Origin of the sequence: Mesorhizobium sp. B283B1A, from assembly GCF_020165735.1 — a bacterium.
Classification (GTDB): domain Bacteria; phylum Pseudomonadota; class Alphaproteobacteria; order Rhizobiales; family Rhizobiaceae; genus Mesorhizobium; species Mesorhizobium opportunistum.
Map to the genome: position 1 here is coordinate 1 of NZ_JAIUIQ010000051.1, position 26,402 is coordinate 26,402.

Sequence of the window (26,402 nt, forward strand, 5' to 3'; positions counted from 1 at the left end):
CGCCCGGCAAAACGCGGGCCGCTTTTGATTCCAATGAAGGCTCTGCTGGATTTGCCTTGGCGGAAGGATGACCGATGCCAATCGAGATGCAGCGCAGGAAGGAACAGGACCGCTCGGTCGCCGGCCGATTGGCCGAAGGCGGGAGAAAAAGTGTAACGCCGCTCTACCGAGCCAGCCCAAAAATCGCGTCACAGTCGAGATGGGTCTCCAACTCGGCCGCGACGTCGTCCAGCGCCCGCTCGACGTCGGCGCGATAATCGATGCCGCCGCCTTTGACGCCCAGGCTTTCGAGGAATTTTCCGCGAAAGCCGTCGGCGCCGAACAGGCCATGCATATAGGTGCCCAGCACCTTGCCGTCTGTGGAAACAGCACCATCCTCGACGCCGTTGATGATTGCCGACGGTCGCATCATGTCCGGGCCGGTGGTCCGGCCGAGATGGATCTCATAGCCCTCGAGCGGCACATCGAACGGGACGGATCGCGCGCTGACATTGCGCACCGTCTTCTCCGGCTCCATCACCGTTTCGATGTCGAGCAGGCCGAGCCCTTCGGCCTCGGTGACGCTGCCCTCGATGCCGTCGGGATCACGCACCCTGCGGCCAAGCATCTGAAAACCGCCGCAAATGCCGACGACGTGCCCGCCGCGCTTGCGATGCACCGCAAGATCCTGGTCCCAGCCGTTTTCGCGGAATTTCAGGAGATCGCCGATCGTCGATTTGGAGCCCGGAATGACCACCAGCCCGGCATCGGCCGGCAGCGGCTTTCCCGGCGGCACGAACACCACCTCGACCTGCGGTTCGGCTTTGAGCGGGTCGAGATCGTCGAAATTGGCGATGCGCCCAAGCATCGGCACCGCCACCTTCAGCGCGCGTTTCCCGCCGGACACCAGCCGTTCCAGCACCACCGAATCCTCCGAAGGCAGCCGCGCCGCCGCCTTCAGCCACGGTACGACGCCAAAGCAGCGCCAGCCTGTGAATGTTTCGATCGCCTTCAGGCCGTCATCGAACAGCGAGACATCGCCGCGAAACTTGTTGATGAGGTAGCCGACGATCATGCGCCGGTCCTCTTCCGGCAGGATCAGATGCGTGCCGGCAACCGAGGCGATGACGCCGCCGCGATCGATGTCGCCGACCAGCACCACCGGCACGTTCGCACGCGTCGCAAAGCCCATATTGGCGATGTCGCGGCTTCTGAGGTTGATTTCGGCCGGCGATCCAGCGCCCTCGACGATGACGAGGTCCGCGCCCTCGCCGACCTTGGCCCAAGAATCCAGAACGGCATCCATCAGCCGGCCCTTCAGCGCCTGGTAGTCGCGCGCCCGCGCCTCGCCGAACACCTTGCCCTGGACGATGACCTGCGCGCCGACATCGGTCTGCGGCTTGAGCAGCACCGGGTTCATGTGGACTGACGGCGCGATCCCACACGCGATCGCCTGCAGCCACTGCGCGCGGCCGATCTCGCCGCCATGGCTGCTGTCGCCGGGAATGTCGGCCACAGCAGCATTGTTCGACATGTTCTGCGGCTTGAACGGCCGGACCTTCAGGCCACGCTTTTTCGCGGCCCGGCAAAGGCCGGCGACCAGCACCGTCTTGCCAACATCAGAACCCGTGCCCTGCAACATGATGGCTTTGGCCATGGTTCAGCCCCTGCCTTGCGCCATGGTTCCGGTGATCTCGGATTTCTGCGCCAGAGGCCCGCCGAGCCAGATGTAGAGCGCCAGCAGCGGCTCCTGGCCGGTGCGCATGGCGTGGTTGACATTGGAAGCGTGGTGAACGATCTCGCCGGCTTCTCGCATGCGAAAGCCACCCTCGCCCATGCGCCACTCGGTTCCGCCGGTCAACGGAATGTAGATCTCCTCGGCGAAATGGTGATGGTCGGGATAGACGATATCAGGCCCAAGGATCAGCAGGCCAGCCGCGGCCTCGTCATTGGCGAAGTGGCCACGTGTGCCGAATAGCTCCAGCCAGCCGTAATTGTCGATGAACGCCCTGCCGAAATCCGATTCGCTGTAGGTCTGCCCCCAATGCAGTTTGCCGCGTTGCCCGGCAAGCCATCCCACCAGAGGCTTTGCATCCAGGGGCGCCAGTTCGACGGCGCGATCGAGATGGCGCAGGCAAGCGAGCGGATGTGCCTCCAGTGCGCGAGCCGGCATGTCCCAGCCGATGCGCGCCACGGCCTCGCGCACCAGCGCGTTGTCCACGCAAGCGAGATAGGCGTGGAACCGCCCCAGCAGTTCGTCGAATTTTGTCGTCACATCTCACTCCGGACATGCATTGGCGCACAGCCGCTCCGCGGCGGGTCGGGTTGCGCGGCGGCATCATTGGTCTAGATTGGTGCGCGCGCAAAGCCAAAAACGACAGGCCAGCGGGCTAGCTGGCCAGCACATAGGGAGCACGCCATGGACGCCGCGGTCGATGCGAGCACCAGCCAGTTCGAACTCAATGAGGAACAGCGCGCCATCCAGGAGATGGCACGGGCCTTCGCCACCGACCGCGTCGCGCCGAATGCGCTCGACTGGGACCGCAAAAAACATTTCCCCGCCGATGTGATCCGCGAGACCGGCCCGCTCGGCCTCGGCGGCATCTATATTAGTGACGATGTTGGCGGTTCCGCACTCGGCCGGCTCGATGCCGTGCTGATCTTCGAGGCGCTGTCGCACGCCGATCCGGCCTTCTCGTCCTTCATCTCGATCCACAACATGGTGGCCTCGATGATCGACCGCTTCGGCAATGAAGAGCAGCGCCAGCGCTTTTTGCCCAAGCTCACCTCGATGGAATGGCTGGCAAGCTACTGCCTCACCGAACCGGGTTCCGGCTCCGATGCGGCGGCGCTGAAGACGCGCGCGGTGAAGAGCGGCGGCGACTATATCCTCAACGGCACCAAGCAGTTCATCTCCGGCGCCGGCGACAGCGATGTCTATGCCGTCATGGTCCGCACCGGCGCCGACGGGCCGAAAGGCATTTCCACGGTCATTGTGCCGAAAGATGCGCTCGGCCTTTCCTTCGGCGCCAACGAACACAAGATGGGCTGGCACATGCAGTCGACCCGCCAGGTTATCTTCGAGGATTGCAAGGTGCCGGCGGAGAACCTGTTGTCGGGCGAAGGCGCCGGTTTCGGCATCGCCATGGCCGGGCTCGACGGCGGCCGGCTGAACATCGCCGCCTGTTCGCTGGGCGGCGCGCAGTCGGCACTCGACAAGGCGCTGTCCTACACCGCCGAGCGCAAGGCCTTCGGCTCGAAGATCAACCAGTTCCAGGCTTTGCAGTTCCGGCTGGCCGACATGGAGACCGAGCTGCAGGCAGCGCGCATCTTTCTTTATGCGGCTGCCTCCAAGCTCGACCGCAAGGCGCCTGATGCCGGCAAATGGTCGGCGATGGCCAAGCGCTTCGTCACCGACACCGGCTTCAACGTCGCCAACGATGCGCTGCAACTGCTCGGCGGTTACGGCTATCTGCACGATTACGGCATCGAGAAACTGGTGCGCGACCTGCGCGTCCACCAGATCCTCGAAGGCACCAACGAGATCATGCGCGTCATCATCGCGCGGGCGCTAATCGGCCGCTGAAGCCAGCTGGCTCCGGGAGAGAGACAATGACGACGATCGCCTTCATCGGCCTTGGTAATATGGGTAATCCGATGGCTGCCAATCTGGTCAAGGCCGGGTATACCGTAAACGGCTTCGACCTCGTGCCCGAGAACTTGACTGTAGCGAAAGAGCACGGCGTCGTCGTCATGGCGAACGCCTTGGCCGCGGTGAAGGATGCCAATGTGGTCATCACCATGCTGCCGGCCGGCAAGCACGTGCTGTCGGTCTATGAGGACATCGCGCCTAAGGCAAAAAAGGGCGCGCTGTTCATCGATTCGTCGACAATCGACGTCGAATCGGCACGCAAGGCGCATGCGACAGCCGCGGGGCATGGCTTGTTGTCGATCGATGCGCCCGTTTCGGGCGGCACCGGCGGTGCGGCGGCCGGCACGCTGACCTTCATGGCCGGCGGTTCAGACGATGCCTTCGCCGCCGCCGAGCCGATCCTGAAGCCGATGGCCGGCCGCATCGTCCATTGCGGCGGTGATGGCGCCGGCCAGGCGGCGAAGATCTGCAACAACATGATCCTCGGCATTTCGATGATCGGCGTCGCAGAAGCCTTCGTGCTAGCCGAAAAGCTCGGTCTGTCGCATCAGGCGCTGTTCGACGTCGCCTCGACATCGTCCGGCCAGTGCTGGTCGCTGACCACCTATTGCCCCGTGCCCGGCCCGGTGCCCACTTCGCCCGCCAACAGGGACTACAAGCCAGGGTTTGCAGCCGCATTGATGCTGAAAGACCTGAAATTGTCGCAGGAAGCCGCACAGGCTTCCGGCGCCGTGACGCCGCTGGGCGCGGAGGCGGCCCAACTCTACGCCCTGTTCAACGCTCAAGGAAACGGCGGCGCCGATTTCTCCGGTATAATTAATTTTCTGCGCGGGAACCCCGCATAACCACCTGATATAATTGACTCTTCTGAATTCTCCAGCCAGAAAAACCGTAAATTTAGATTTGCTTAAGCTCTCGATAACTCCGCGGTAACGATGTCCCTATAAAACGGATGGCGAGGCGGACATATCACATCCGCCCGGCGCTCCGGATCAGGTCTCGCGTACCGGAGCCCGTAAGTTCGACAAGTGCCCATAAAGTTTCGCAAATTGTTTGCGTAGCGAAGCGCCTGCGTATCTGGCAAAGCCGCGTTCCCGATGGAGCGCGGTTTTTGCGTTTCTGCCGCTTCCGAAGTTCATATTCCGATTGCCGCGTTTGGAATCGGAACGTGATCTTCGTTGGTCAGCACGATCGGCGCGTCCTCCCCGTCCACCCTGACGACGAGCAGGCGCGTGCTCCATGTGCCGGCGTTGCGAACCAGGTGCGAATACACCGTGCCCTTGCCCTTGGCGCCATGGACCGGAATGCTGAACTGGGCATCCCCCGCGCCATCCGCATTGACGTCGAGATTGCCGCCGACCCAGAAATTGTCGGTCACGTCCTCGCCGATGGCGGCTTTCACGCGCGTGTCGGCGCGAATGGCATCCATGGTCATGTGATAGGCGTCGCTGCTTTTCAGAACGAAGGGAATGCTGCCGACCATCGTCGCGCAGCCGCCGATCCCCACCACCCACACGGCCAGCCCGGCGATCGCCCAGTTTCGCTGCGTCTTGCGGAACTGATCGGCGTCGCGCCAGGCACGATTCTGCCAGGCCCAGCGGCTGCCGCGCGCGCCGAGTACGATGATCATGACGATGTTGACCAACGGGATCAGCGCCAGCAGCGCGATGAAGGTGCTGTTGCCGATACCCCAGATCCAGTTGAGGAAAAAGGCGCCCCAGTTCCAGCGGTCGAGCTCGGCCGGAATCTCAGCCGGCTGATTGAGCGGTTGTCCTGCCATCAAGTCTCCCTTCGGCGAACGGCTTCGACGGCTTGTAGCCGATAGCGCCGATGACCGGAACCCTTGGCCCTCCGGCAGGAGGGGAACAAGAGGCCGGCTCAGGACGGGAACGCAGGCGTCCGGACAAGGGACGCCTGCAAGTAATCTCACCGCTTGCGCAGATCCGCTTGCGCCAGGTCCAGCGCCTTGCCGATACGCTCGCAAGCCATGTCGATCGTGTCGCGGGTCCAGATCAGCGGCGGCGACAGGATCATCGTGTCGCCGGTGGCGCGCAGCATCATGCCGTTGGCGATCGCATGGTCGCGCACGGTCACCGCGGCACTTCCCGACGGCAGGAACCGCTCCTTGGTCGCCTTGTCCTTGACGATCTCGATCGCGCCCATCAGGCCGATCGAGCGAACCTCGCCGACGAGATCATGACCGGCGATGCGTTCCTGCAGGGCCTTGGCGAAATAAGGCCCGGTGTCGTTCCTGACCCGCTCGACCAGGCCTTCCCTTTCGATGATCTCCAGGTTCTTCAAGGCCACGGCGCAGGCCACCGGATGCCCGGAATAGGTGTAGCCGTGATTGAACTCGCCACCCTTCTCGACCAGCGTCGAGGTGATGCGGTCGCCGACCAGCAGCGCCGACAGCGGCTGATAGCCCGATGTCAGCGCCTTGGCCGTGGTGATGGTGTCGGGCTCGATGTCGAAGTTCTGGGCGGCGAACCATTCGCCGGTGCGGCCGTAACCGGTGATGACCTCGTCCAGCATCAGCAGCACATCGTATTTGCGGCAGATGCGCTGCACTTCCGGCCAGTAACTCATGGGCGGTATTTTCACGCCGCCTGCCCCCATCACCGGCTCGCCGATGAAAGCAGCGACCTTGTCGGCGCCGACCTCGAGGATGGCATCCTCCACGGCCTTGGCCGCGCGCAGGCCGAAATCGTGATCGCTTTCGCCCGGCAGCGCCAGCTCGTAGGCATAGGGCATCATCACATGCACGATGTTCGGCACCGCGCCGCCGAGCTGCTTGTGCATGGCATCCATGCCGCCGAGCGAGGTGCCGGCTATGGTCGAGCCGTGATAGGCCATCTTGCGCGAGATGACGCGGTTCTTCTCCGGCTTGCCTTCCAGGACCCAGTAATGACGGGCAAGTCGCAGCGCCGTATCGTTCGCCTCCGAACCGGAGGAACCATAGAAGACCTGGTTGACGTTCTTCGGCGCGATTTCAGCCAGTTTTTTGGACAACAGCACCGGCGTCGGCGTCGAGCATTTGAAGAAGGAATTGTAGTAGGGCAGCTCCTTCATCTGCGCATAGGCGGCCTCGGCCAGTTCGTCGCGGCCGTAGCCGATGTTGACGCACCACAGGCCGGCCATGCCGTCCAGCAGTTCCGTTCCTTCGGAATCGTAGATGAACGGGCCGTTGGCATGGGTGATGATGCGCGCGCCGGCCCCACGCAATTCCTTGTGGTCGGTGAAGGGGTGCAGATGGTGCGCGGCGTCGATCTGCTGAAGCTGCTTCAGCGAATAATTCTGATAGGTCATGTCTGATCTTTCCTCTGGATTCATTCCGGCTGGCGCCGGGGCGAAGTCGTCAGAGGATGGCAGGCGGCGAATAGCCGATGCGGGCACATAGCCGCAAAAGCTCGGCGCGCAGCGTGCGCGATGACGGTGTCACCGCCACCCGGAATGCGCGAGCTGATAGCCTAGCGAGAGCCATGGCAGGCACCTTAGAGCAATTCCAGGAAAAGTGTGAAACGGTTTTCCGTCCGGAATTGCGTCAGAACAAGGATTCAGGGCAAAGGGCGGTTCGACCACCCTTTGCTTGGCCGATGACGGCGGAATGTGGTGGCTAGGCCTTGCCGCTTAGTGCCCGCTGCAGGAACACATATTTCATCGCCGCCTGCATCGCTTGAGGCCGACGATCGCCGCGCCCGCCATGCCCGCCCTCGGTTTCCTCGAAGAACAGCGTCCTGGCATGGCCGGCCTCCTGCAGCCGGGCCGCCATCTTGCGCGCATGGCCGGGATGGACCCGGTCGTCCGCCGTCGAGGTGGTCAACAGCACCGGCGGATAGGCGACGTCGGCATCGACATGCTGGTAGGGCGAATAGGCGGAAAGCCATTTGGCGTCTTCGGGCTTCGACGGATCGCCATATTCGGCCATCCACGAGGCGCCGGGCGGCAATTGCGTGTAGCGCAGCATGTCGAGCAGCGGCACCTCGACGATGACGGCACCGAACAGCTCCGGGTGCTGCGTCAGGGAAACACCGGTCAGCAAGCCGCCATTCGAGCCGCCCTGGATGCCGAGCGAGGCAGCCGTGGCGATGCCGCGGCGGACGACGTCCTCGGCGACCGCGGCGAAATCGTCAAAACCATTCTGGCGTTTGCCCTTCAGCGCCGCCTGATGCCAGGCCGGGCCGAATTCGCCGCCGCCGCGGATGCAGGCCTGCACATAGGCGTTGCCCTTCTCCAGCCACAGCCTGCCGCGCACGCCGGCATAGCCGGGCAGCAACGGCACTTCGAAGCCGCCATAGCCATAGAGCAACGTCGGCACGGGGCCCTTCTGGTCGCGCCGCCGGACGACAAAATAAGGGATCATCGTGCCGTCCTTCGAGCGCGCCTCGAACTGTTCCGAAATCAGCGGCGAAGCATCGAAGCGTGCTGGCTGCGACTTCACGGTTTCAAGCGTCGCGCCATCGTCATCGGACCAGATGATCGAGCTCGGTGTCAGGAAATCGGTGAAGGAGAACGAGACGCTGGAGCCGAAATGCTCAGCGTGACTGATGCCGACGGTGCCGTTTTCAGGCAGGGCGACCGGCTTCAGCGACCAGGCGCCGTCCTTGCGTTCGCAGACGAGAACCTTGCCGCGCACATTGTCCATCAGGCTGATGAACAACCGGTCCTGGGTGCGGGCAATGCCCGCAATCGATACGCGATGCGCCGGCGCGAGCAAGGTCTCGATGGCGCCAAGGCTGCCGATTTTGATCCAGTGCGCGAAATCGAGCGAATAGAGCCCGTCCGGCTGGCAGGCCGTGCCATCCGGCGCCGTCCAAGGGGTGCGCACCCCGAACACCATCTGGTCCTTGAAAAGCGCGGTGTCGGTGACGTCGTCCGGCAGCGGGATGCGCCTGTTTTCGCCTGACGGCAAATGCAGGAAGCTGTGCGATGCGAAGAAGTTGAGCGTCCGCGCCAGAAACAGATGGCGCTTCTCGCCGTCGAACTCGACACCGGCGCCGACGGCGAGATCCTCGGTCTTTGCCTCGAAGATCGGCGTCGCGTCTTCGAGCTTGGTGCCGCGCTTCCAGAGCTTGACCACGCGCGGATAGCCGGACTCGGTCTTGTCTCCTTCCTCGAAGGCCGCCGAGACGATGACCGTGTCCTTATCCAGCCAGCCAAAACCCGATTTCGAGGCCGGCGCGCGGAATCCGCCCTCGATGAACGATTTGGTCTCGATGTCGAACTCCCGCATCTCGCTGGCATCGCCACCATCCGGCGACATCGAAAGCAGGCAGCGGCTGAACTCCGGATAGAGCCGGCTGGCGCCACTGAACACCCATTTGATCCCCTCCTTCGCCGCAAGCTGGTCGAAGTCGATGATCGTTTCCCACTCCGGCTTCTCGGTCTTGTAGGAAGCGACGGTCGTGCGGCGCCACAGGCCAAGCGCATTGGTCCTGTCCTGCCAGAAATTATAGACGTAACCGGCGATTGCCGCACCCACGGCCATGTTGTCCTCGGCCGTCATCAGGTCGAGCGCGGTCTGGAACGATGCCTGGTAGGACGGATCGCCCTGCAACTGCCCTACCGTCACTTCGTTCTGACGGTGCACCCAATCCAGCGACTGTTTGCTGGTCCTGTCCTCCAGCCAGAGGAAGGGATCGTCCGTGCTGGAGTCTGGCTTGGCGATGGGCTTGGTCATGGAATCTCCGATAGGCATGTCTTGGCATGCAACATCGACATGCCTTGTCCGATATTCAATAGCTGCGGCATCGAGGCCAAGGATTCAGGCTTTCTCGCGACCGGCGACACTCGCAACCGCCAGCGCCAGGCACAGCAGGCCAAGCGTGAGCGGCAGGCCGCCCGCGCCCAGCACATCCATGACGCTTCCCGCCAACGGCGGCACGGCGATGCCGCCGACACCCCACATCAGAGAAAAGGCGGCATTGCCGGCGACCAGTGTCGAACCGGTGAAGCGCTCGCCGAGTTCGATGATCGACATCGTGTAGATGCCGTACGAAACCGCGCCCCAGATGAAGATCATCGGCCAGATCAGCGGTGTCTCGATGAGAAACGGCAACAGCGCGCATCCTAGCGCCGTAACGCTTATGCAGACCAGCCGCACGAACCGCGCCGTCAGCCTTTCCGCCAGCAGGCCGAGCGGCACCTGCATGGCGATGTTGCCGGCAATCATCACCGTGAGCAGCGCCGACATCCGGGCTTCGGCGATGCCGTAATGCGTGCCGTAAACCGGCAGCAAGGCCAGCGCTCCCTGTTCGAAACCGGCAGCCACGATGACGGCAAACAAAAGCAGCCACGCCAGCGGCACGAAGCCAAGAACGGAAACCTGGTGACCGGCCTCGTCGACTTTCGGCAGGCGCGGCAGCACGGACGCCAAGCAGATGCCGCACAGCACGAAAGCACCAATGCCGACCAGGAATGGCGGCCATCCCAGCGTGCCGACGGCAAGCAGGCAGAGTGGACCCGCCGCGAAGCCCGCCGAAATGATCGTCGAATAGATGCCCATGATGCGGCCGCGCCGGGCCGGCGGCGCCAGCGCGATCACCCAGATTTCGCTTAAGACATAGAGCGGATTGGTCACGACGCCGATCAGGAAACGCAGCGGGAACCACAGATAGACATTCTGCGTCCAGCCGATCAGCGCCAGCACGACAGCCGAAAGTGCTGCACAGGTGAGCGCCGTGCGCCCTGCTCCGAACCGGCGTGCCAGCGCCGGAATGGGCGGCGACGAGACGATGAAGCCGATCGGCGTCATGGCAGCCGACAGTCCGATCATCGCCGGCGAGACGCCCTGCCGCTGCAGGATGAAGCTTAGCAAAGGATAGGATAACCCCTGCGCGATGGCGAACACCGAGACGGTCGCGATCACGCCGGTAATCGCCGCCCATTGCATCCCTGCCTCGCCGTTGCCGGGGCTCGCCGCGATCATGTCTGCCCGCTCCGGCGGACCGACGAGCGATAGAGTGCAAAGATCACCAGCAAGGCGTCGAGGCCGATGATCACGATCGGCAAGCCGAGCGGGCCGATGCCCTGCATGAGCAGGCCCGCGCCCGGCGGGCCGACAACACCGCCAACGCCCCACAGCAAGGCGAAGGCCGCATTGCCGGTGACCAGCAGCGTGCCCCTGAACCGGCTGCCGAGTTCGACCAGCGCCATCGTGTAGACGCCGTAGCCGACCGCGCCCATGACCAGCAGCACGCCCCAGACCAGCGGCGTCATGATCAGCAGGGGCAGCAGAACCGCGCAGACGGTGGTTGCGATGGCGCAGGCCAGGATCATGGGGCGGCCGCCGAACCGCTCCGCCAGCAGGCCAAGCGGGATCTGCAGCAGGATGTTGCCGAGGGAAAGCGCCATGACCAGCGCGGCGAGAACCGCTTCCGGAAGGCCATAGCCGGCGCCGAAGACCGGGACCAGCGCATAGGTGCTTTGCTGGACGGCGGCCGAGACCAGCACGGCCAGCAGCAGAGCCGGCGCCAGGCGGGCGAAGCTGAAAAAACTGCCGGCGGGCTGGCCGTCATCTTCAAAACCGGTGAGCCTCGACGAGACAAGACGCAGAATGACCGCGCAAAGCACGAAGCCGCCGATGCCGACGCTGAAGGGAGCCCAGCCCGACGTACCGACCAGGGTCAAGGTGAAAGGCCCGGCCGCATAGCCGGCGCCCATCAGCGTGTTGAACACGCCCATGACCCGGCCTCGCCGCGATGGCGCCGCCAGCGACAGCGCCCAGACCTCGCCAAGGATGTACAGCGGATTGATGACCACGCCGATGATGAACCGGATGACATACCAGGCTACCCAGTTCTGCAGATAGCCGACGCCCAGGAAGCACAACGCGCCGATCAGCGAACAGCCGACCGCGAGGTCGCGCGCGCCGACCAGCCGCACCGCCGCCGGCACGAAGGAAGCCGACAGGATCAAACCGAGCGGCATCATCGCCGCCGACAGGCCGATCAACCCCGGCGACATGCCCTGCTTCTGCATCAGGAGCGTGAACAGCGGCGAGCTCAGCCCCTGCGCGGCGCCGAACATGGCAAGCGCTGCGGTGACGCCGGCGAGCGCTGCCCACTGCGTCCCCGCTTCGACCTCGCTCGTGCTGGTTGCGACCATGTAATTATCCACGTGCGATGCCGGCTGGCGTCCCGGCCGGCAAGCGTCACCAGCTACTGGTTCGGCCGGGGGAAAGAAAGGGCCGGCAAGGGAATTCCGCTTGCGCCAATGGTCGGATGATCGAGGCGATGTCGCGGCCACGCGACTGCCGTCCGGTCATGTCGCTTCCCTCGCCCTAGTGGTCGCCGCCTCCGCAATGGTCGGCGGGCCGCCGGTCCATTATGCCGCCCGCTATCGCATCCTACGAGGACCATCATGACCGCCGCCCTACAATCTGCAGAACCGGCTTTGGCGCCCGACCGTGCCCGCCGTGGCGGCCGCGCCGGGAAGCGCGCCGGAGGCTCGGCCGCGTTCGAGCAGCCGCCTTTCCGCCAGCTGAAAAACCCGCTGGCGCCGACCAGGCTGGTTTCGGACGACGAGCTGGAATCTATCCACCTCGCCTCCTTGCGCGTGCTCAGGGAAATCGGCGTCGACGTGCTGCATGACGAGGCCCGCCGCATCATGAAGGCGCATGGCGCCGACGTGCGCGAAGGCAGCGAGCGGGTGCGCTTCGACAGCGACATGATCCTCGAATTGGTGTCGCACTGCCCGTCTGAATTCACCATGCATGCCCGCAATCCCGCGCACAATCTCCGCTTCGGCGGCAACAATGTGATCCTGTCGATGATGGCGTCGGCGCCGAACTGCTCCGACATCGATCGCGGCCGTCGCCCTGGCAATCAGGCTGACTACCGCAATTTCCTGCGCCTGGCGCAGATGCACAACATTCTGAACTGCACCGGCGGCTATCCGGTCGAGCCGACCGACATCCACCCGTCGGTCCGCCACCTCGAATGCATACGCGACCTCGCCACGCTGACCGACAAGGTGTTTCACATCTATTCGCTCGGCAAGGAGCGCAATGTCGACGGCATCGAGATCGCCCGCATCGCGCGCGGCATCAGCCATGAGCAGATGCTGGAGGAGCCGTCGGTCTTTACCATCATCAACACCAACTCGCCGCTCAAGCTCGACGTGCCTATGATGGAAGGCATCATCCAGATGTCGAGCAAGGGCCAGGTCGTCGTCGTCACGCCCTTCACCCTGTCGGGCGCAATGGCGCCCGTCACCATCGCCGGCGCGCTGGTGCAGCAGAATGCCGAGGCGCTGTCCGGCATCGCCTTTGCCCAGATGGTGCGCAAAGGCGCGCCTGTCGGCTATGGCGGCTTCACCTCGAATGTCGACATGAAGTCCGGCTCGCCAGCCTTCGGCACGCCCGAATACATGAAGGCGCAATTGGTTGGCGGCCAGCTTGCCCGCCGCTACAACATCCCCTACCGCACCTCCAATACATGCGCGGCCAACACGGTCGACGCGCAGGCGGCCTATGAAAGCGTGTTCTCGCTGTGGGGCGCCATCCAGGGCGGCGGCAATCTGATGATGCACGGCGCCGGCTGGCTCGAAGGCGGCCTGCGCTGCTCCTACGAGAAGACCATTCTCGACATCGACCTGTTGCAGATGGTGGCGGAGTTCCTGACCCCGCTTGACCTGTCCGATGAAGCGCTGGGCTTCGACGCCATCCAGTCGGTTGGACCCGGCGGGCACTTCTTCGGCACCCAGCACACGCAGGACCGCTACAAGACGGCCTTCTATTCGCCTATCCTCTCCGACTGGCGCAACTTCGAGACCTGGGCGGAAGCCGGATCGCCAACGGCATTGGAAAAGGCCAACAAGGTCTGGAAGGAACGGCTGGCATCCTACGAAGACCCCTACATGGACCCGGCGATCCGTGAAGAGCTCAACGCCTTCGTCGAAAAGCGCCGCTCCGAGGGCGGCGCGCCGACCGATTTCTGATCAATGTTGTTGATGAACGGTCGACCCCCACTCCGTCGAGCTGCGCTCGCCACCTCTCCCCCGATCGACGGGGAAGAGGAAAGGCGCGAGCGTGCGCAGGCTGGCTCCCGTCCTTTCCCTCCGGAGGGGGGAGAGGAAAGGCGCGAGCTTAGGCCGGCTGGCTCCCTTCCTCTCCCTCCGGAGGGGGGAGAGGTGGCGCCGCGAAGCGGCGACGGAGTGGGGGAAGCCGCCCGTGAAACCCGCAGCCGCCGCAAAACGGGCACAACTCAGCGAGCGAGAAACCTTAGGCAAGGCGATAATCAAGCCGAAGCATTGCTTTGGCTTGAATTAAAAGCCCGCCAGCTTGGCGGCTACAAGTTCACCCGCCAATTCTCCATCGGCCCTTTCTTCGCAGACTTCGCTTGCCGCGAAAAATGGCTCGTCGTCGAGATCGACGGCTCGCAACACGCCGACAGTTCCTCTGACCGCCGCCGCGACGATTTCATGCGCGCTCAGGGCTATTCGATCCTGCGTGTCTGGAGCCGCGACGTCCTGAAATATCGCACTCCCGTCTGTGAAACCATTCTTGCCGCGCTTGATGGCAGGCTGGCGGAAAACGTCGCCGTATCCGACCTACGCTTTGTCTTCACGCCGCACTCACTCGATTCAATCTCTCTAAAAACGGACCTATCTTCATGAAATCCCATGTAAAAGCGGTTGTCATCGGCGGCGGCGTCGTCGGCTGCTCGGTTCTCTACCATCTGGCCAAGGCCGGCTGGACCGACATCATGCTGATCGAGCGCTCGGAGCTCACTTCCGGCTCATCGTGGCACGCGGCGGGCGGCTTCCACACGCTGAACGGCGATCCCAATGTCGCCAAGCTGCAGGCCTATACGGTGCAGCTCTACAAGGAGATCGAGGAAATATCCGGCCAGTCCTGCTCGCTGCATCTGACCGGCGGCGTGATGATGGCCGATACGCCCGAGCGCATGGATTTCCTGCGCCTGGCTCACGCCAAGGGCCGTTATCTCGGCATGGACACCGAGCTGATCACCCCGTCCGAAGCCAAGGCGATGTTCCCGTTGATGGACGAGACCAACTTCGTCGGCGCCATGTGGGACCCTGTCGAAGGCCATCTCGATCCCTCGGGCACGACGATCGCCTATTCCAAGGCGGCCAAGAAGCTCGGCGCCGAGATCGTGCTGCGCAACCGCGTCGTCGACCTGACCCAGCAGCCCGATGGCACCTGGAACGTCGTCACCGAACAGGGCACGGTCCACGCCGAGCATGTCGTCAACTGCGGCGGCCTGTGGGCGCGCGAGATCGGCCGCATGGTCGGCGTCGAACTGCCGGTGCTGGCCATGGAGCACATGTACCTGCTCACCGAGCCGATGCCCGAGGTCGAGGAATTCAACAAGTCGACCGGCCGCGAAATGATCGGCGTGCTCGACTTCAAGGGCGAGATCTACACGCGCCAGGAACGCAACGGCATCCTGCTCGGCACCTATGAAAAGGCCTGCAAGCCGTGGTCGCCGGTCAACACGCCGTGGGATTTCGGCCATGAACTGCTGCCGCCAGATCTCGACCGCATCGCGCCGTCGCTGGAGATCGGCTTCAAGCATTTCCCCGGCATCGAAAAGGCCGGCATCAAGCAGATCATCAACGGCCCCTTCACCTTCGCGCTCGACGGCAACCCGCTGGTCGGCCCGGTGCAGGGCCTGACCAATTTCTGGTGCGCCTGCGCCGTCATGGCCGGCTTCAGCCAGGGTGGCGGCGTCGGTCTCGCTCTGTCGAACTGGATGGTCCATGGCGATCCCGGCTTCGACGTCTGGGGCATGGATGTCGCCCGCTTCGGCGAGTGGGCCGGCCTGCGCTACACCAACGCCAAGGTGCGCGAAAACTATTCTCGCCGCTTCTCCATCCGCTTCCCCAACGAGGAACTGCCGGCCGCACGCCCGGCGCAGACGACGCCGCTCTACGACACGATGCTCGCCAACAACGCCGTCATGGGTGACTCCTGGGGCCTCGAGACGCCGCTCTGGTTCGCGCCGAAAGGCAAGGAGCCCAAGGATATCGTTTCCTTCCACCGCTCCAACGATTTCGGTCCGATCGGCGAGGAAGTGCGCGCCACGCGTGAGCGCGTCGGCGTCACCGAGATCGCCAATTTCGCCAAATACGAAGTTTCGGGCCCGGGCGCGGAAGAATTCCTCAACCGGCTGATGACCAACCGCATGCCGAAAACCGGCCGCATCGTGCTCACCCCGATGATCAACGAATTCGGCAAGCTGATCGGCGACTACACCATCGCCAAGGCGGGAGACGACCGCTTCATGATCTGGGGCTCGTCGGCCGCGCAGAAATACCACATGCGCTGGTTCGAGAAGCACCTGCCGAAAGATGGTTCGGTGCGGATACACCGCTTCGACCAGACGCTGGTCGGCCTGTCGATCGCCGGGCCAAAATCCCGCGACTTGCTGCAGAAGCTGGTCGATGTCGACATCTCGACCAAAGCCTTCCGCTTCATGGATTTTCGCGAGATGGCGGTCGGCGGCGCGCCCTGCATGGTCAACCGCATCACCTACACCGGCGATCTCGGCTACGAAATCTGGATGGCGCCGGCCTATGAGCGGCTGGTCTACAAGGCGATCAAGGATGTCGGCGAGGAATTTGGCCTGGTCGATTTCGGCATGCGCGCCCTGCTTTCCATGCGCCTCGAAAAGAACTTCCCGACCTGGTTCCGCGAGCTGCGGCCGATCTACGGACCGTTCGAAGGCTCGATGGACCGCTTCATCAAGCTGGAGAAGAACGACTTCATCGGCCGCGAGGCAGCCGCCAAGGAACAGGCGGAGGGGCCAAAACTGCGCCGTGTCTCCTTCATCGTCGATGCCGCCGATGCCGACGTGATGGGCGACGAGCCGATCTGGGCCAAGGTCAGCAAGGATTTTGGCACTGTGGAAAAGCCGCATGGCTACGGCGCGCCGCGCTTCGACGACAAGGGCAAGGAAGTGCGTGGCTCCAAAGCCGCGGAAGGCGCTTCCGCCGTGCGCGGCATTGTCGACGGCGACTGGCGCGTGGTCGGCTGGGTAACGTCGGGCGGCTATGCCCACTATGTCCGGAAGTCGATGGCCCAAGGTTATGTGCCGGCAGCGCTTGCCGAGGACGAAAGCGCCGGGCTGTTCGAGATCGAGATCCTCGGACACCGCCGGCCGGCACGCATCAATGTCGAGGCGCCGTTCGACCCGAGCGGCGAGAAGATGCGGAGCTGAGGTTCGACCATGGACAGCGCGGGGCCAAAAGGCGGCTTCGGCCGCCATCGCAAGATCATGCCCTTCGAGCCGGGCTCGATCGATGCCCTGCGCGACGGCTCCCGCCAGAAGGCGGCTTCACTCAACCAGCATCTGCTGGGCTATGGCGCCCAGGCAGAGGCTGAATGGGCAGCGGCAGGCATTGCCGCGCCAGACCTGCCGGCGATGCGCCAATACCGGCTGGAACGCATCCGCGCCGAGTTGAAGCGCCGTGGCTATGCCGGCGCCCTGCTCTACGATCCGGTCAACATCCGCTATGCGACCGACTCGACCAACATGCAGCTATGGGTCGCGCACAACCCGACGCGGCATTGTTTCGTTGCCACCGAAGGTCCTGTGGTGCTGTTCGACTATTTTTCCTGCGAGCATCTGTCCGACCATTCCGGCGTCGTCGACGAGGTGCGGCCGGCGGTGTCGTGGATCTATCTTTACGGCGGCGAGCTGACCGAACAAAAGGTCCGACGCTGGGCCGCCGGCATCGCCGACCTGGTCAGGGAACATGGCGGCGGCAACAGCCGCATCGCCGTCGACCACATCAATCCGGAAGGCACCGAGGAACTCGCCCGCCTCGGTATTTCGATCGGCAATGGCGAAGCGGTGATGGAAAACGCGCGGCAGATCAAATCGCCTGACGAAATCCTCGCCATGCGCCGCGCCATAGTCGCCTGCGAGGCCGCGATGGGCGAGATGGAACAGGCGCTGATATCAGGCATCTCCGAGAACGAACTGTGGGCGGAACTGCATCGCGGCAACATTGCGCGCGGCGGCGAATGGATCGAGACACGGCTGCTGGCTTCAGGCCCGCGCACCAATCCCTGGTTCCAGGAATGCTCCTCGCGCAAGATCGAGGCGGGCGACCTCGTCGCCTTCGATACCGACCTGATCGGGCCCTACGGCTTCTGCGCCGACCTGTCGCGCACCTGGCTGTGCGGCGACGTAGAACCTTCGAACGAACAGCGCGACCTCTTCCGTATCGCTGCCGATCAGATCCAGCACAACACCGAATTGATGCGTCCTGGCATCTCGTTCCGAAACCTTGTCGACCGCTCGGCGGTGCCGCCGGGAGACTGCTTCCCGACCCGCTATGGCGTGCTCTATCACGGCGTCGGCCTTGCCGACGAATACCCGACCTTGCCGCATGCCAGCGACTGGACTCCGGACACGCCGGATGGCGTTCTGGAACCAGGCATGGTGCTCTGTGTCGAAAGCTATATCGGCAGGCTCGGCGGTCGCGAGGGCGTCAAGATCGAGGAGCAGATCCTGATCACAGAGACCGGGAACGAGCAGCTCTCAACCTACCCGTTGGATGCGAGGCTGCTCGGCTAACCCTACAAGGGCCTCACGCATTGCTTTGATCGTTTTTTCCGGTGTTGCCCTGGCGGTGATAAAGGGCAGGCCCTTGCGCCGTGCCGTCCAGCCGACGATCACGACCTTGCGCGCCGCCGGCTCGAAACGCTGCGCCAGCGCCCAGCTTTCGCAGTCGATCGCAGCTATATCCGCCCTGCCCTCGGCCACAGTGACGATCGAGCCGCGATGGCCGCCGCTTTCACTGCGCGAGGAAAAGATATCGAGGCTTTCGCCGGCTGTTTCCAGATCACGCGTCAGCGCGATGATGCCCGACATGGAATCGAGACTGTTGAAGGTGAAGCGCTTGCCGCGGATCAGATCGAGCGGCAGCATGGCCCTGCCATCCGCCGGCGATCGCACTTCCGGCCCTTCGCCTGTCCGCATCACCAGCGCGCTTGAATAGAGCTCGCCCTGTCCGCCCTCATAGGCGTCGTAGCTCGGCTGGCCGACCACTTGCACATGGCGGGATAGGCCAAGCTCCATCGGGCCCCAGCAGGTTTGCGCGAACAGCAGCGCCGGGTGCAGCCAAAGCTTGTGAAAGTCCAGTTTGTCCGGTGGCAGTGTCGCCGGGTCCGGCGCGATCAGTTTTCCCTCGGCGTCGCGGATGCCGCCTGGTACTGCCGGCAACTCGCCATTGCGACGAACGATCGTCGACGGCGCGTCGATGCCCCTCTGCCGGAAGACATCGCGCAATCCTGCCCACTGCGCGTCGACTTCGCCACGCACTTCCGGCCAGTCATACATCGGCAAGGCCGCAACCAATTCACTCATGCCGACACTCAATCATGGTGTATCGAGAAAGGATCGCAAAAACACGGCGCCCAATCAGAATTGGCCGACACGGGTTTCCAGGATGCCCGGAATTATTCCTTGGGCGGCTCGGCGGGCACCGGCGCGGTGCCAAGCCCATTGATGTTGCGCGCCCGGATACGTGGCTTGAAGGCCCTGCCCGGCTCCGGCGCGCGCCGCAGCACCGGGTGCACGATCGGCTCCTTGGCCTTGAAGGCATAGGCTTTGATCAGCGCGAAATAGTTGGGGTAGGCATAGCCATTGTTCATCCGCAGCCATTCGTCACGACGCTCGCGGAACAGCTGAGGCAGTCTGTACCAGGCCACAGTCGGGATCTTGTGGTGGACGAAGTGCAGATTGTTGTTGAGGAACAGGAATGACAGCGGCGAGCGCTCGATGATGACCGTGCGGCCTTCCGGGTGCTCGGACCATTGATGCTCGGCGAAAGTGCGGATCGCGATCAGCGACTGGCCGAGCCAGACCGGCGCAAGGATGTAGAGCCACAGCGGAATACCGAAGCCGAATTGCACGATGGGCATCACGATGGCGAGGCCGACCGCATGCAGCAGCCAAGCTTTGCGGATCGCTTTGTCGCCGGCAATCATACGCTTGGCGTCGTCGATGAAGAAGCCGATGCAGGACAGCCACGGACCGAGGAAGAAACGGCCGACCATCGTGTTGTTGATCTTGAGCAGGAACTTCATCGTCGGCGGCAGGTCGTCATGATGCCACAGCGCCTGATAGTAGCTTTCCGGATCGTCGAGCGGATCGGTCAGCCGCTCATCGGCGTGGTGGCGCAAGTGGAGCGTCTTGAAGCGGCGGAACGGCCAGACCAGACCGATCGGTAGGAAGACGAAGGCCTCGTTGATCGATGCGCTGCGCGTCGGATGGCCATGCAGGACTTCGTGCATGATCGACGACTGTAGTGCCAGGATAAAGCCAAGGATGGCGAGCGCCAGGATGGGATAAGACGGCCAGAGCAGGACACCGATGGCGAGCCATGTTCCGTAACAGAAGAAAGCGAGGACCACGGTTGGCCATTCGATGGCCGGTGCGTTGCGTCGCTTGATGCTCTTGCCTGTCATGCTATCGACCACTGCCCCTCAGTCGCCGGAACCCCAATGGTTCCTGACAGCATAGTGTCAGGAGAAGTGATTCCACTCAACGAGACAAAGTGTACAAGATGTTGCGATTGCGCATTTTTAACCGCACATGTTATACATTGTAAACAGCATTACGGATTCATTTACGCCTGAGACGCCCGTTCGGCCACTTCGGCGCAAATTTTTCCTCATGATTCGGGGAGCGAAGCGATGGACAAACGGGACCTGTCAGCAATCTTTCGGGAGCGTCTGAAGCTGCTCCTGACACGCTCCGACCTGAACCAGTCGGCTTTCGCGAACGCTGTCGGCATCGATCGCTCGGCGTTGTCGCAGCTGATGTCGGGCGCCTCGACGCGCCTGCCGCGGGCCGAGACGCTGCTCAACATCGCCGCCGAATTCAAGGTGTCGCTCGACTGGCTGCTGGGCTTAAGCCAGGACGAAGGCGTCACCGGTGAAATCCGCGAAAGCCTGGAGATCGAGGAGGCACCCGACGGTTTCGACCGCACGCTGCTCGCCAAGTGGTTCGCCGAGGCCGCGGGCACCAAGATCCGCTACGTGCCGGCCGGCATCCCCGACCTTCTGCGCACGCGTGCGCTGGTCGACTACGAGGCCAATATCACCAACAGGAGCCGTCTGGCACAGGCCAGCGAGACGCAATACCGCATCGAATACAACCGGCGCCCGGAAACCGACATGGAAGTCTGCATGCCGCGCCACACGCTGGAAATCTTCGCGCGCGGCCTCGGCGTCTGGGACCGCTTTCCGGAGGCCGACCGCCGGCAGCAGCTCGCCCATATGGCGACGCTGCTTGACGATCTCTACCCGACCTTCCGCCTGTTTCTCTATGACGGCCGCATGCGCTATTCGATCCCGCTCACCATCTTCGGCCCCTATCGCGCGGCCATCTATGTCGGCGACATGTATGTGGTGCTGAACGCCACGCAGCCGGTCCAGGCGCTGACCCGGCATTTCGACAATCTGATCCGTGCCGCCGACATCAACCCGCATGAAGCGGCCGCCTTCGCGCGCAATCTGGCCGGCATGGCGTTCCCGTCGGGCACTCTCTGATCATCGTGGCGCCGCGGGCAGGCTATCGCCCCCGGCAATCTCACTGCTATTTCATTGACTAGACATAAAGACTTCTTTATATCCTTATTCGAATTCGAAACACGAAAGCCAATCCGATGACGACGACCAACCCGATCGATGCGCTGCTGGCTGAAAAAGGCGTGCTGCTGGCCGATGGCGCCACCGGCACCAATTTGTTCGCCATGGGTCTGGAAGCCGGCGAGGCGCCCGAACTGCTGAACGAGACGGCGCCCGACACCATCACCAGCCTGCACCAGAACTTCGTCGATGCCGGCGCCGACATCATCCTGACCAACTCCTTCGGCGGCACCCGCCACCGGCTGAAACTGCATCATGCGCAGGACCGTGTGCATGCGCTGAACAAGCGCGCCGCCGAGATCGCCCGTGCTGTCGCCGACAAGGCCGGCCGCAAGGTGATCGTCGCCGGCTCCGTCGGCCCGACCGGCGAATTGCTGATGCCGCTTGGCGCCATGACCTATGACGAGGCGGTCAACGCCTTCGCCGAGCAGATCGAGGGTCTCAAGGAAGGCGGCGCCGAAGTCGCCTGGATCGAAACGATGTCGGCCCCGGACGAGATCCGCGCCGCCGCCGAAGCGGCGATCCGCGTCGGACTGCCCTATACCTACACCGGCTCGTTCGACACCGCCGGCCGCACCATGATGGGCCTGCTGCCGAAAGACATCCACGGCGTCACCGACGGCCTGTCGCAATCGCCGCTCGGCGTTGGCGCCAATTGCGGCGTCGGCGCTTCCGATATCCTCGCCTCGCTGCTCGACATGACCGACGCGAAGCCGGAGGCGACGGTGATCGTCAAGGGCAATTGCGGCATCCCCGAATTTCGTGGCGCCGAGATCCACTATTCCGGCACCCCGGAGCTGATGGCCGACTATGTGCGTCTCGCCGTCGATGCCGGCGCGAAAATCGTTGGCGGCTGCTGCGGCACCTCGTTCCAGCACCTTGCCGCGATGCGCAAGGCGCTCGATGCGCATACCAAGGCGGATCGTCCGACAGTTGAGAAAATTGTCGAGCGCATCGGCCCGATGCGCAACAAGGTGGCGACGGAAAACACCGCCGAGACCAGCGAAGCCCGCCGCGAGCGTCGCCGCAGTCGCGCCTGACTTTGTCGGGTTCGATTATTCGCTGTTGTCGGCGTAGCTCGACTGCGCCGACTTGAAATCAACCACATTGTCGCCGTGCATCGTCATCAGCGCGCCGGATGCAGCCGGGTCGGTGATCTGCTCCAGCATGACGCGGAAGCGGTCGTTGGTCAGCGCCGACATGGCGGTGTTGCGCGCCTGCGCGACATCATCGCTGATGCGTCTGGATTCGGATGATGGGGCTGATGAAACCGCCGAAGCATCCCGTGCCGGCGGTGTCGAGTTGGCGATAGTCCTGATCTGCAATTCCGGCTCCCTCAAGCCCCGTAGACATGGCCGATGTAACGTGAGGGGAGTTGCGATCCGGTACCGGAAATCGAGTGCAATTTAACGATCCGGGAAAATTCAAAAAAAGGCCGGCAAGGGAATGAACCCTCGCCGGCCTGCCTCACCCGCCCGTAGCCGGTTCCCCCGTATCAGAACGACCCCCGTCTGAGAGGAACCGGCTGTATTGCCACTACCGGTTACCGCCCAGCGCCGAGGCAAGGCGCACAAGCGAAAGGAACTCGGACCTGTACCCAAACGGGTCGGCTCCTCGGGCGGCGGTGGCAATCTCCATGATCTTGTCGTAACCGAACTTCGCGGTCGCATCCTCGTCGCGCAGTTTTTGGCCAAAGGCCGCGACGGCGACGGAAAAACGCTGATCGGTGCTGGCCTGGTCGAAGGACGCGACCTCGTTGGCGGACGTCACCGGCGTGGTGATCAGCTTCGAGACGTCTTCGTTCGGCAGCTTGTAGCGGATCTTGACGAAGGCATATTCGTCCGCATTGGCGACGCCGCCATTGTTCACCCCCGCCTGGCCGTAGCGCAGCGGATCGATCTGCTCGCCGCCGCTGCCCTTGGGCGTGATCTCGTAGATCGCGGTGACCGAGTGGCCCGACCCGATATCACCGGCATCGACGCGGTCATTGTTGAAATCCTCGCGGTTCAGCGCCCGGGTCTCGTAGCCGATCAGCCGGTATTCCGAGACCTTGTCTGGATTGAACTCGACCTGGATTTTCACGTCCTTGGCGATGGTGAACAGCGTCGAGGAGGCATCCTCGACCAGCACCTTCTCGGCCTCGGCCAGCGTATCGATGTAGGCGGCCGTGCCGTTGCCGTTCTGAGCGATGGTCTGCATCATCTCGTCGTTCAGATTGCCGCGGCCAAAACCGAACACCGACAGAAAAACCCCGGTCTTGCGCTCCTGCTCGACCAACCGCTTCAGGTCGTCATCATCGGTCTGGCCGACATTGAAGTCGCCGTCGGTGGCAAGCATCACGCGGTTGACGCCGTCCTTGATGAAGGACTGCTGGGCAAGCTTGTAGGCTTCCTTGATGCCGGCCTCGCCTGCGGTCGAGCCGCCCGGTTGCAAATTGTCGATGGCATTGAGGATCTTATCCTTCTCGGCAATTTTCGTCGGCATCAGCACGGTGCCGGCATCGCCCGCATAGGTGACGATCGAGATGGTGTCGTCAGCCTTCAGCTTGCTGACCAACAGCCGGAACGCCGACTTGAGCAGCGGCAGCTTGTCCGGTTCGTCCATCGAGCCCGAGACGTCGATCAGGAACACCAAATTGGCCTTCGGCTGTTCGGTCGGCTTGACGTCAAAACCCTTGATGGCGACGTGCATCAGCTTGGTGTGCGTGTTCCACGGCGTCGGCATGACACTGACGGTCGAGTTGAACGGCGTCGACGCCGAGTCCGGCCCCTTCCAGTCATAAGGGAAGTAGTTGATCATCTCCTCGACGCGCACCGTGTCGGCCTGCGGCACGAAGCCTTCCTTCAGCGAACGGCGCACGAAGGAATAGGATGCGGTGTCGACATCGATCGAGAAGGTCGAAACCGGATCCTCCAGTGCCGCATGCACCGGATTGGTCTTGAAATCCTGGACGCGGTCGCGGTTTTCTTCCTGGGGCGCGATCTGGTCGGCCGGTGCGGTGGCAGGCTGTTGCGGCGCCATCAGCTTGGACTCGGCGGCAGGCATGCGTGCGACCCGCGATGTGGTGCCATCCGCCTGTGGAGGTGGCGTCAAGGACATGATTACTCGCTGGCCGCCGCTCCGCGCCGGTGCCGGTTCAGCCGGCGCAACCTGTCCCTGCGCATTCTGCTGCGCCAAACCTCCAGCAACAGTGGGTTCGGATTTCGGCGGCGAGGCCGGTGCCACAAGGGCATCCGTCGCATCGCGGCTTTCCACATCCGCGTCCGCCTTCTTGTCTTTCTCCGGCAAGCTCGTTGCGAGCGGCCCGTTGACCGCCTGATCTCCCGGCGCCTGCTTGGCCAACGGCTTCACGGTCGCCGGCTTGTCGGCCAGCGTCTCGGTGATCTTCTCGTCGCTGCCGAATTCAGGCGGTTGTTCCCTTAGGAGATGGAAGGTGGCGTATCCGGCGATCGGCAGGGCGACGAGTCCGGCAAGGGCCGGCGTGGCAATGAGTTTCTTTTGCATGATCTCGCTCCAGAGCTTTTGTGCTCGCTCTGTGAGACGAAGACCGCCGACCGATCCTTGGGTGACGGCGGAAATATTTTCCTGATCATAGGCCCGCATGGCGGCTTCGAAGGCACGCGCCTTCGCGTTCTCGCCCGGCGCCGGTACTGCTGCATCGCGCAGTCTCTTGAGTTCGTTGTCGTCGACCATGGTCACACTTCCCCGGCCGAACGCATCAGCGTCTTCAGCCGTTTCTTCGCTTCATGGATGTGCCAGGAAACCGTCGTCTCCGAGATCGCCATCGCCTCCGCGGCGGCCGCGTGGTTCAATCCCTCGCCATAGACCAGCAGCACCGCGTCGCGCTGCTTGTCCGGCAACTGCCGCACCGCTGCCCACAGGGCCTCGGCGGGATCCTCGCTCTCGGCCAAGGCCTCGCCGGAAATCAGCGCATGAACGCCGTAGGCCTCGGTCTTGACCGTCTCGCGCGCGGTCTTGCGCATCATGTCTCGCGCGGCATTCATCGTCACGGAATAGAGCCATGTCGTGAAGGCGCCGCCGCCGCGATAGTCGCGGATCGCCTTGCCGAGCCGCACGCAGACTTCCTGGGCGATGTCTTCGGCATCCGCCTTCTTGCCGCACCAGCGATAGGCGGCACGATAGACGAAGTCGTAGTGACGCTCCAGCAATGTGCCGAAAGCCCCCCTGTCTCCGCCCTTCGCCCGCCCGATCAGTTCGGCGTCGGAGGCTTCGCTCTCATCCAGCATCATCGCCATCATTTGCCTGTAGGACGAAGGCTAATGGCTGATCCTTGGGGTGATGCAAAGATTTTTTGGCCGCGGTCCTAGCCCAGCGTTTCCGCAAGCAGGGTAATCAGCCGTTTCCAATGCCGCTCCGCGCCGGCAGCATCAAAGACGCTGTGGTCCGGCACGCACCAGCCATGCGCCATGCCGACATAGTTCTCGATCGTGTGGTCGACTTCCGCTGCTCTGAGCGCCTCCTCCAGCCGCCCCGACTGTTCCGGCGGGAAACTCCTGTCGATACCGGCCGTGCCGACATAGACACGAGCCTTGATCGAGGCCGCCTTGCGATGCGGGCTGTCGGCGGCGTCGCTGGCCAGATTGCCGCCATGGAAGCTCGCTGCCACGGCGATGCGATCGGGGTAGCTCGCGGCCGCGTTCAGCGCTCGCGCGCCGCCCATGCAGTAGCCGATTGTCCCGACCGGCCCGGTGACGCCCTCCATGGCGAGCGCATCAAGGAAGGCGCCGCTGTCGCGGATCGTCATCTCCTGCGTCGTGCCGCTGATCAGCGCCGTCAGCGCGGTCTTGGTATGCTCCACGGCAAAAGCGGTCTTGGCATCGAAGGGCCCGTAGGGCGCATTGCGATAGAACAGGTCGGGTACCAGCACCGCATAACCTTCGTTCGCCAGCCGCTCGGCCATGCCGTCGAGCGTCAGCCGTGGCCCGAACGCATCCATATAGAGCACGACGCCGGCCTTGGCCCGAGAAGCGTCCGCCGGGCGGAACAGCCCTGCCTTGGCACTGCCATCCCCGGTTTTGATCTGAAGGTCCTGTTTCGTCATCGCCTGCTCCGCTGAGTGTCGAGCGATACATATCGGCGCCGGGCGGATGGGCAAGGCGCAACGAAGCCGCCGCATTCAAGATT

General features: G+C 63.5%; 22 protein-coding genes. 8 read left to right on the forward strand and 14 right to left on the reverse strand.

Translation table 11 applies throughout. From position 1 onward, the window contains the following. Window positions 1-163: 163 nt before the first annotated feature. Together LB577_RS29030 and LB577_RS29035 are read right to left on the reverse strand one after the other, a co-directional pair. Window positions 164-1,636: a cobyric acid synthase gene (locus LB577_RS29030; RefSeq protein WP_224689903.1), complete on the reverse strand. Its 1,473-nt coding sequence runs from the start codon at window positions 1,634-1,636 to the stop codon at window positions 164-166. Between the two features lie 3 nt (window positions 1,637-1,639). Beyond that, the gene (locus LB577_RS29035; RefSeq protein WP_224689904.1) at window positions 1,640-2,254 is read right to left on the reverse strand and encodes a dimethylsulfonioproprionate lyase family protein; all 615 of its coding nucleotides are present in this window, start codon (window positions 2,252-2,254) and stop codon (window positions 1,640-1,642) included. Between the two features lie 144 nt (window positions 2,255-2,398). On the opposite strand from LB577_RS29035, the gene LB577_RS29040 reads away from it, so the two are divergent. Next, complete coding sequence (locus LB577_RS29040) at window positions 2,399-3,565, forward strand: isobutyryl-CoA dehydrogenase (RefSeq protein WP_224689905.1); 1,167 nt, start codon at window positions 2,399-2,401, stop codon at window positions 3,563-3,565. Between the two features lie 26 nt (window positions 3,566-3,591). Beyond that, window positions 3,592-4,476: a 3-hydroxyisobutyrate dehydrogenase gene (mmsB, locus tag LB577_RS29045; RefSeq protein WP_224689906.1), complete on the forward strand. Its 885-nt coding sequence runs from the start codon at window positions 3,592-3,594 to the stop codon at window positions 4,474-4,476. Between the two features lie 290 nt (window positions 4,477-4,766). Here the strand turns inward: mmsB and LB577_RS29050 are convergent, their stop codons facing one another. The 6 genes from LB577_RS29050 to LB577_RS29075 form a co-directional block, all read right to left on the reverse strand. Continuing rightward, the gene (locus LB577_RS29050) at window positions 4,767-5,411 is read right to left on the reverse strand and encodes a cytochrome c oxidase assembly factor Coa1 family protein (protein ID WP_224689907.1); all 645 of its coding nucleotides are present in this window, start codon (window positions 5,409-5,411) and stop codon (window positions 4,767-4,769) included. 146 nt (window positions 5,412-5,557) lie between these two features. Next, window positions 5,558-6,937, reverse strand: a complete 1,380-nt coding sequence (locus tag LB577_RS29055) for an aspartate aminotransferase family protein (protein WP_224689908.1) — start codon at window positions 6,935-6,937, stop codon at window positions 5,558-5,560. Window positions 6,938-6,986: 49 nt separating this feature from the next. Continuing rightward, window positions 6,987-7,112 (reverse strand): hypothetical protein, encoded by a 126-nt coding sequence (locus LB577_RS29060; protein ID WP_041164190.1) that lies wholly within the window; start codon window positions 7,110-7,112, stop codon window positions 6,987-6,989. 132 nt (window positions 7,113-7,244) lie between these two features. After that, entirely contained in the window at window positions 7,245-9,308 is a 2,064-nt protein-coding gene (locus tag LB577_RS29065; protein ID WP_224689909.1) for a prolyl oligopeptidase family serine peptidase, read from the reverse strand. Window positions 9,309-9,392: 84 nt separating this feature from the next. Further along, complete coding sequence (locus LB577_RS29070; protein ID WP_224689910.1) at window positions 9,393-10,556, reverse strand: MFS transporter; 1,164 nt, start codon at window positions 10,554-10,556, stop codon at window positions 9,393-9,395. Beyond that, window positions 10,553-11,734: an MFS transporter gene (locus tag LB577_RS29075; RefSeq protein WP_224689911.1), complete on the reverse strand. Its 1,182-nt coding sequence runs from the start codon at window positions 11,732-11,734 to the stop codon at window positions 10,553-10,555. Before LB577_RS29075 ends, LB577_RS29070 begins: the two co-directional genes overlap by 4 nt. Before the next feature lie 255 nt (window positions 11,735-11,989). Between LB577_RS29075 and LB577_RS29080 the strand changes: the two genes are divergently transcribed. The 4 genes from LB577_RS29080 (at window position 11,990) to LB577_RS29095 (ending at window position 18,177) form a co-directional block, all read left to right on the forward strand. Then, window positions 11,990-13,567, forward strand: a complete 1,578-nt coding sequence (locus tag LB577_RS29080) for a trimethylamine methyltransferase family protein (RefSeq protein WP_023763412.1) — start codon at window positions 11,990-11,992, stop codon at window positions 13,565-13,567. Window positions 13,568-13,759: 192 nt separating this feature from the next. Then, on the forward strand, window positions 13,760-14,245 hold the full coding sequence (locus LB577_RS29085; protein ID WP_411969352.1) for an endonuclease domain-containing protein: 486 nt from the start codon (window positions 13,760-13,762) through the stop codon (window positions 14,243-14,245). Then, the gene (locus LB577_RS29090; RefSeq protein ID WP_224689912.1) at window positions 14,242-16,812 is read left to right on the forward strand and encodes an FAD-dependent oxidoreductase; all 2,571 of its coding nucleotides are present in this window, start codon (window positions 14,242-14,244) and stop codon (window positions 16,810-16,812) included. Before LB577_RS29085 ends, LB577_RS29090 begins: the two co-directional genes overlap by 4 nt. 9 nt (window positions 16,813-16,821) lie before the next feature. Beyond that, window positions 16,822-18,177 carry a M24 family metallopeptidase gene (locus LB577_RS29095; protein ID WP_224689913.1) on the forward strand — a complete coding sequence of 452 codons (1,356 nt, stop codon included), beginning with the start codon at window positions 16,822-16,824 and terminating at the stop codon, window positions 18,175-18,177. On the opposite strand, the gene LB577_RS29100 is transcribed toward LB577_RS29095, so the two are convergent. Continuing rightward, entirely contained in the window at window positions 18,142-18,969 is an 828-nt protein-coding gene (locus tag LB577_RS29100) for a phosphate/phosphite/phosphonate ABC transporter substrate-binding protein (RefSeq protein WP_224689914.1), read from the reverse strand. The genes LB577_RS29095 and LB577_RS29100 overlap by 36 nt on opposite strands. Window positions 18,970-19,061: 92 nt before the next feature. Beyond that, window positions 19,062-20,072 carry a fatty acid desaturase gene (locus tag LB577_RS29105; protein ID WP_224689915.1) on the reverse strand — a complete coding sequence of 337 codons (1,011 nt, stop codon included), beginning with the start codon at window positions 20,070-20,072 and terminating at the stop codon, window positions 19,062-19,064. A 228-nt stretch (window positions 20,073-20,300) separates the two neighbouring features. Here LB577_RS29105 and LB577_RS29110 point away from each other — a divergent pair, with 228 nt between their 5' ends. Both LB577_RS29110 and bmt read left to right on the forward strand, forming a co-directional pair. Continuing rightward, window positions 20,301-21,158, forward strand: a complete 858-nt coding sequence (locus LB577_RS29110) for a helix-turn-helix domain-containing protein (protein WP_224689916.1) — start codon at window positions 20,301-20,303, stop codon at window positions 21,156-21,158. A gap of 116 nt (window positions 21,159-21,274) precedes the next feature. Beyond that, on the forward strand, window positions 21,275-22,297 hold the full coding sequence (gene bmt / locus LB577_RS29115; protein WP_023780411.1) for a betaine--homocysteine S-methyltransferase: 1,023 nt from the start codon (window positions 21,275-21,277) through the stop codon (window positions 22,295-22,297). A gap of 15 nt (window positions 22,298-22,312) precedes the next feature. Here the strand turns inward: bmt and LB577_RS29120 are convergent, their stop codons facing one another. The 4 genes from LB577_RS29120 to LB577_RS29135 all read right to left on the reverse strand — a co-directional run bounded on the left by LB577_RS29120 (window position 22,313) and on the right by LB577_RS29135 (window position 26,319). Further along, entirely contained in the window at window positions 22,313-22,582 is a 270-nt protein-coding gene (locus LB577_RS29120) for a hypothetical protein (protein ID WP_224689917.1), read from the reverse strand. A gap of 211 nt (window positions 22,583-22,793) precedes the next feature. Further along, a complete protein-coding gene (locus tag LB577_RS29125; protein ID WP_224689918.1) occupies window positions 22,794-24,950 on the reverse strand; it encodes a VWA domain-containing protein in 2,157 nt (718 codons plus the stop codon). Between the two features lie 2 nt (window positions 24,951-24,952). Beyond that, a complete protein-coding gene (locus LB577_RS29130) occupies window positions 24,953-25,513 on the reverse strand; it encodes an RNA polymerase sigma factor (RefSeq protein WP_023780414.1) in 561 nt (186 codons plus the stop codon). Window positions 25,514-25,581: 68 nt separating this feature from the next. Further along, window positions 25,582-26,319, reverse strand: a complete 738-nt coding sequence (locus LB577_RS29135) for a dienelactone hydrolase family protein (RefSeq protein ID WP_224689919.1) — start codon at window positions 26,317-26,319, stop codon at window positions 25,582-25,584. Window positions 26,320-26,402: the final 83 nt, after the last annotated feature.

Bases quoted from the DNA above. Each gene is read 5' to 3' on its own strand.
- LB577_RS29030 (WP_224689903.1), bottom strand. From the start codon at position 1,636: ATGGCCAAAGCCATCATGTTGCAGGGCACGGGTTCTGATGTTGGCAAG.
- LB577_RS29040 (WP_224689905.1), top strand. From the start codon at position 2,399: ATGGACGCCGCGGTCGATGCGAGCACCAGCCAGTTCGAACTCAATGAG.
- mmsB (WP_224689906.1), top strand. From the start codon at position 3,592: ATGACGACGATCGCCTTCATCGGCCTTGGTAATATGGGTAATCCGATG.
- LB577_RS29050 (WP_224689907.1), bottom strand. From the start codon at position 5,411: ATGGCAGGACAACCGCTCAATCAGCCGGCTGAGATTCCGGCCGAGCTC.
- LB577_RS29055 (WP_224689908.1), bottom strand. From the start codon at position 6,937: ATGACCTATCAGAATTATTCGCTGAAGCAGCTTCAGCAGATCGACGCC.
- LB577_RS29060 (WP_041164190.1), bottom strand. From the start codon at position 7,112: ATGGCTCTCGCTAGGCTATCAGCTCGCGCATTCCGGGTGGCGGTGACA.
- LB577_RS29065 (WP_224689909.1), bottom strand. From the start codon at position 9,308: ATGACCAAGCCCATCGCCAAGCCAGACTCCAGCACGGACGATCCCTTC.
- LB577_RS29070 (WP_224689910.1), bottom strand. From the start codon at position 10,556: ATGATCGCGGCGAGCCCCGGCAACGGCGAGGCAGGGATGCAATGGGCG.
- LB577_RS29075 (WP_224689911.1), bottom strand. From the start codon at position 11,734: ATGGTCGCAACCAGCACGAGCGAGGTCGAAGCGGGGACGCAGTGGGCA.
- LB577_RS29080 (WP_023763412.1), top strand. From the start codon at position 11,990: ATGACCGCCGCCCTACAATCTGCAGAACCGGCTTTGGCGCCCGACCGT.
- LB577_RS29090 (WP_224689912.1), top strand. From the start codon at position 14,242: ATGAAATCCCATGTAAAAGCGGTTGTCATCGGCGGCGGCGTCGTCGGC.
- LB577_RS29095 (WP_224689913.1), top strand. From the start codon at position 16,822: ATGGACAGCGCGGGGCCAAAAGGCGGCTTCGGCCGCCATCGCAAGATC.
- LB577_RS29100 (WP_224689914.1), bottom strand. From the start codon at position 18,969: ATGAGTGAATTGGTTGCGGCCTTGCCGATGTATGACTGGCCGGAAGTG.
- LB577_RS29105 (WP_224689915.1), bottom strand. From the start codon at position 20,072: ATGACAGGCAAGAGCATCAAGCGACGCAACGCACCGGCCATCGAATGG.
- LB577_RS29110 (WP_224689916.1), top strand. From the start codon at position 20,301: ATGGACAAACGGGACCTGTCAGCAATCTTTCGGGAGCGTCTGAAGCTG.
- bmt (WP_023780411.1), top strand. From the start codon at position 21,275: ATGACGACGACCAACCCGATCGATGCGCTGCTGGCTGAAAAAGGCGTG.
- LB577_RS29125 (WP_224689918.1), bottom strand. From the start codon at position 24,950: ATGGTCGACGACAACGAACTCAAGAGACTGCGCGATGCAGCAGTACCG.
- LB577_RS29130 (WP_023780414.1), bottom strand. From the start codon at position 25,513: ATGGCGATGATGCTGGATGAGAGCGAAGCCTCCGACGCCGAACTGATC.
- LB577_RS29135 (WP_224689919.1), bottom strand. From the start codon at position 26,319: ATGACGAAACAGGACCTTCAGATCAAAACCGGGGATGGCAGTGCCAAG.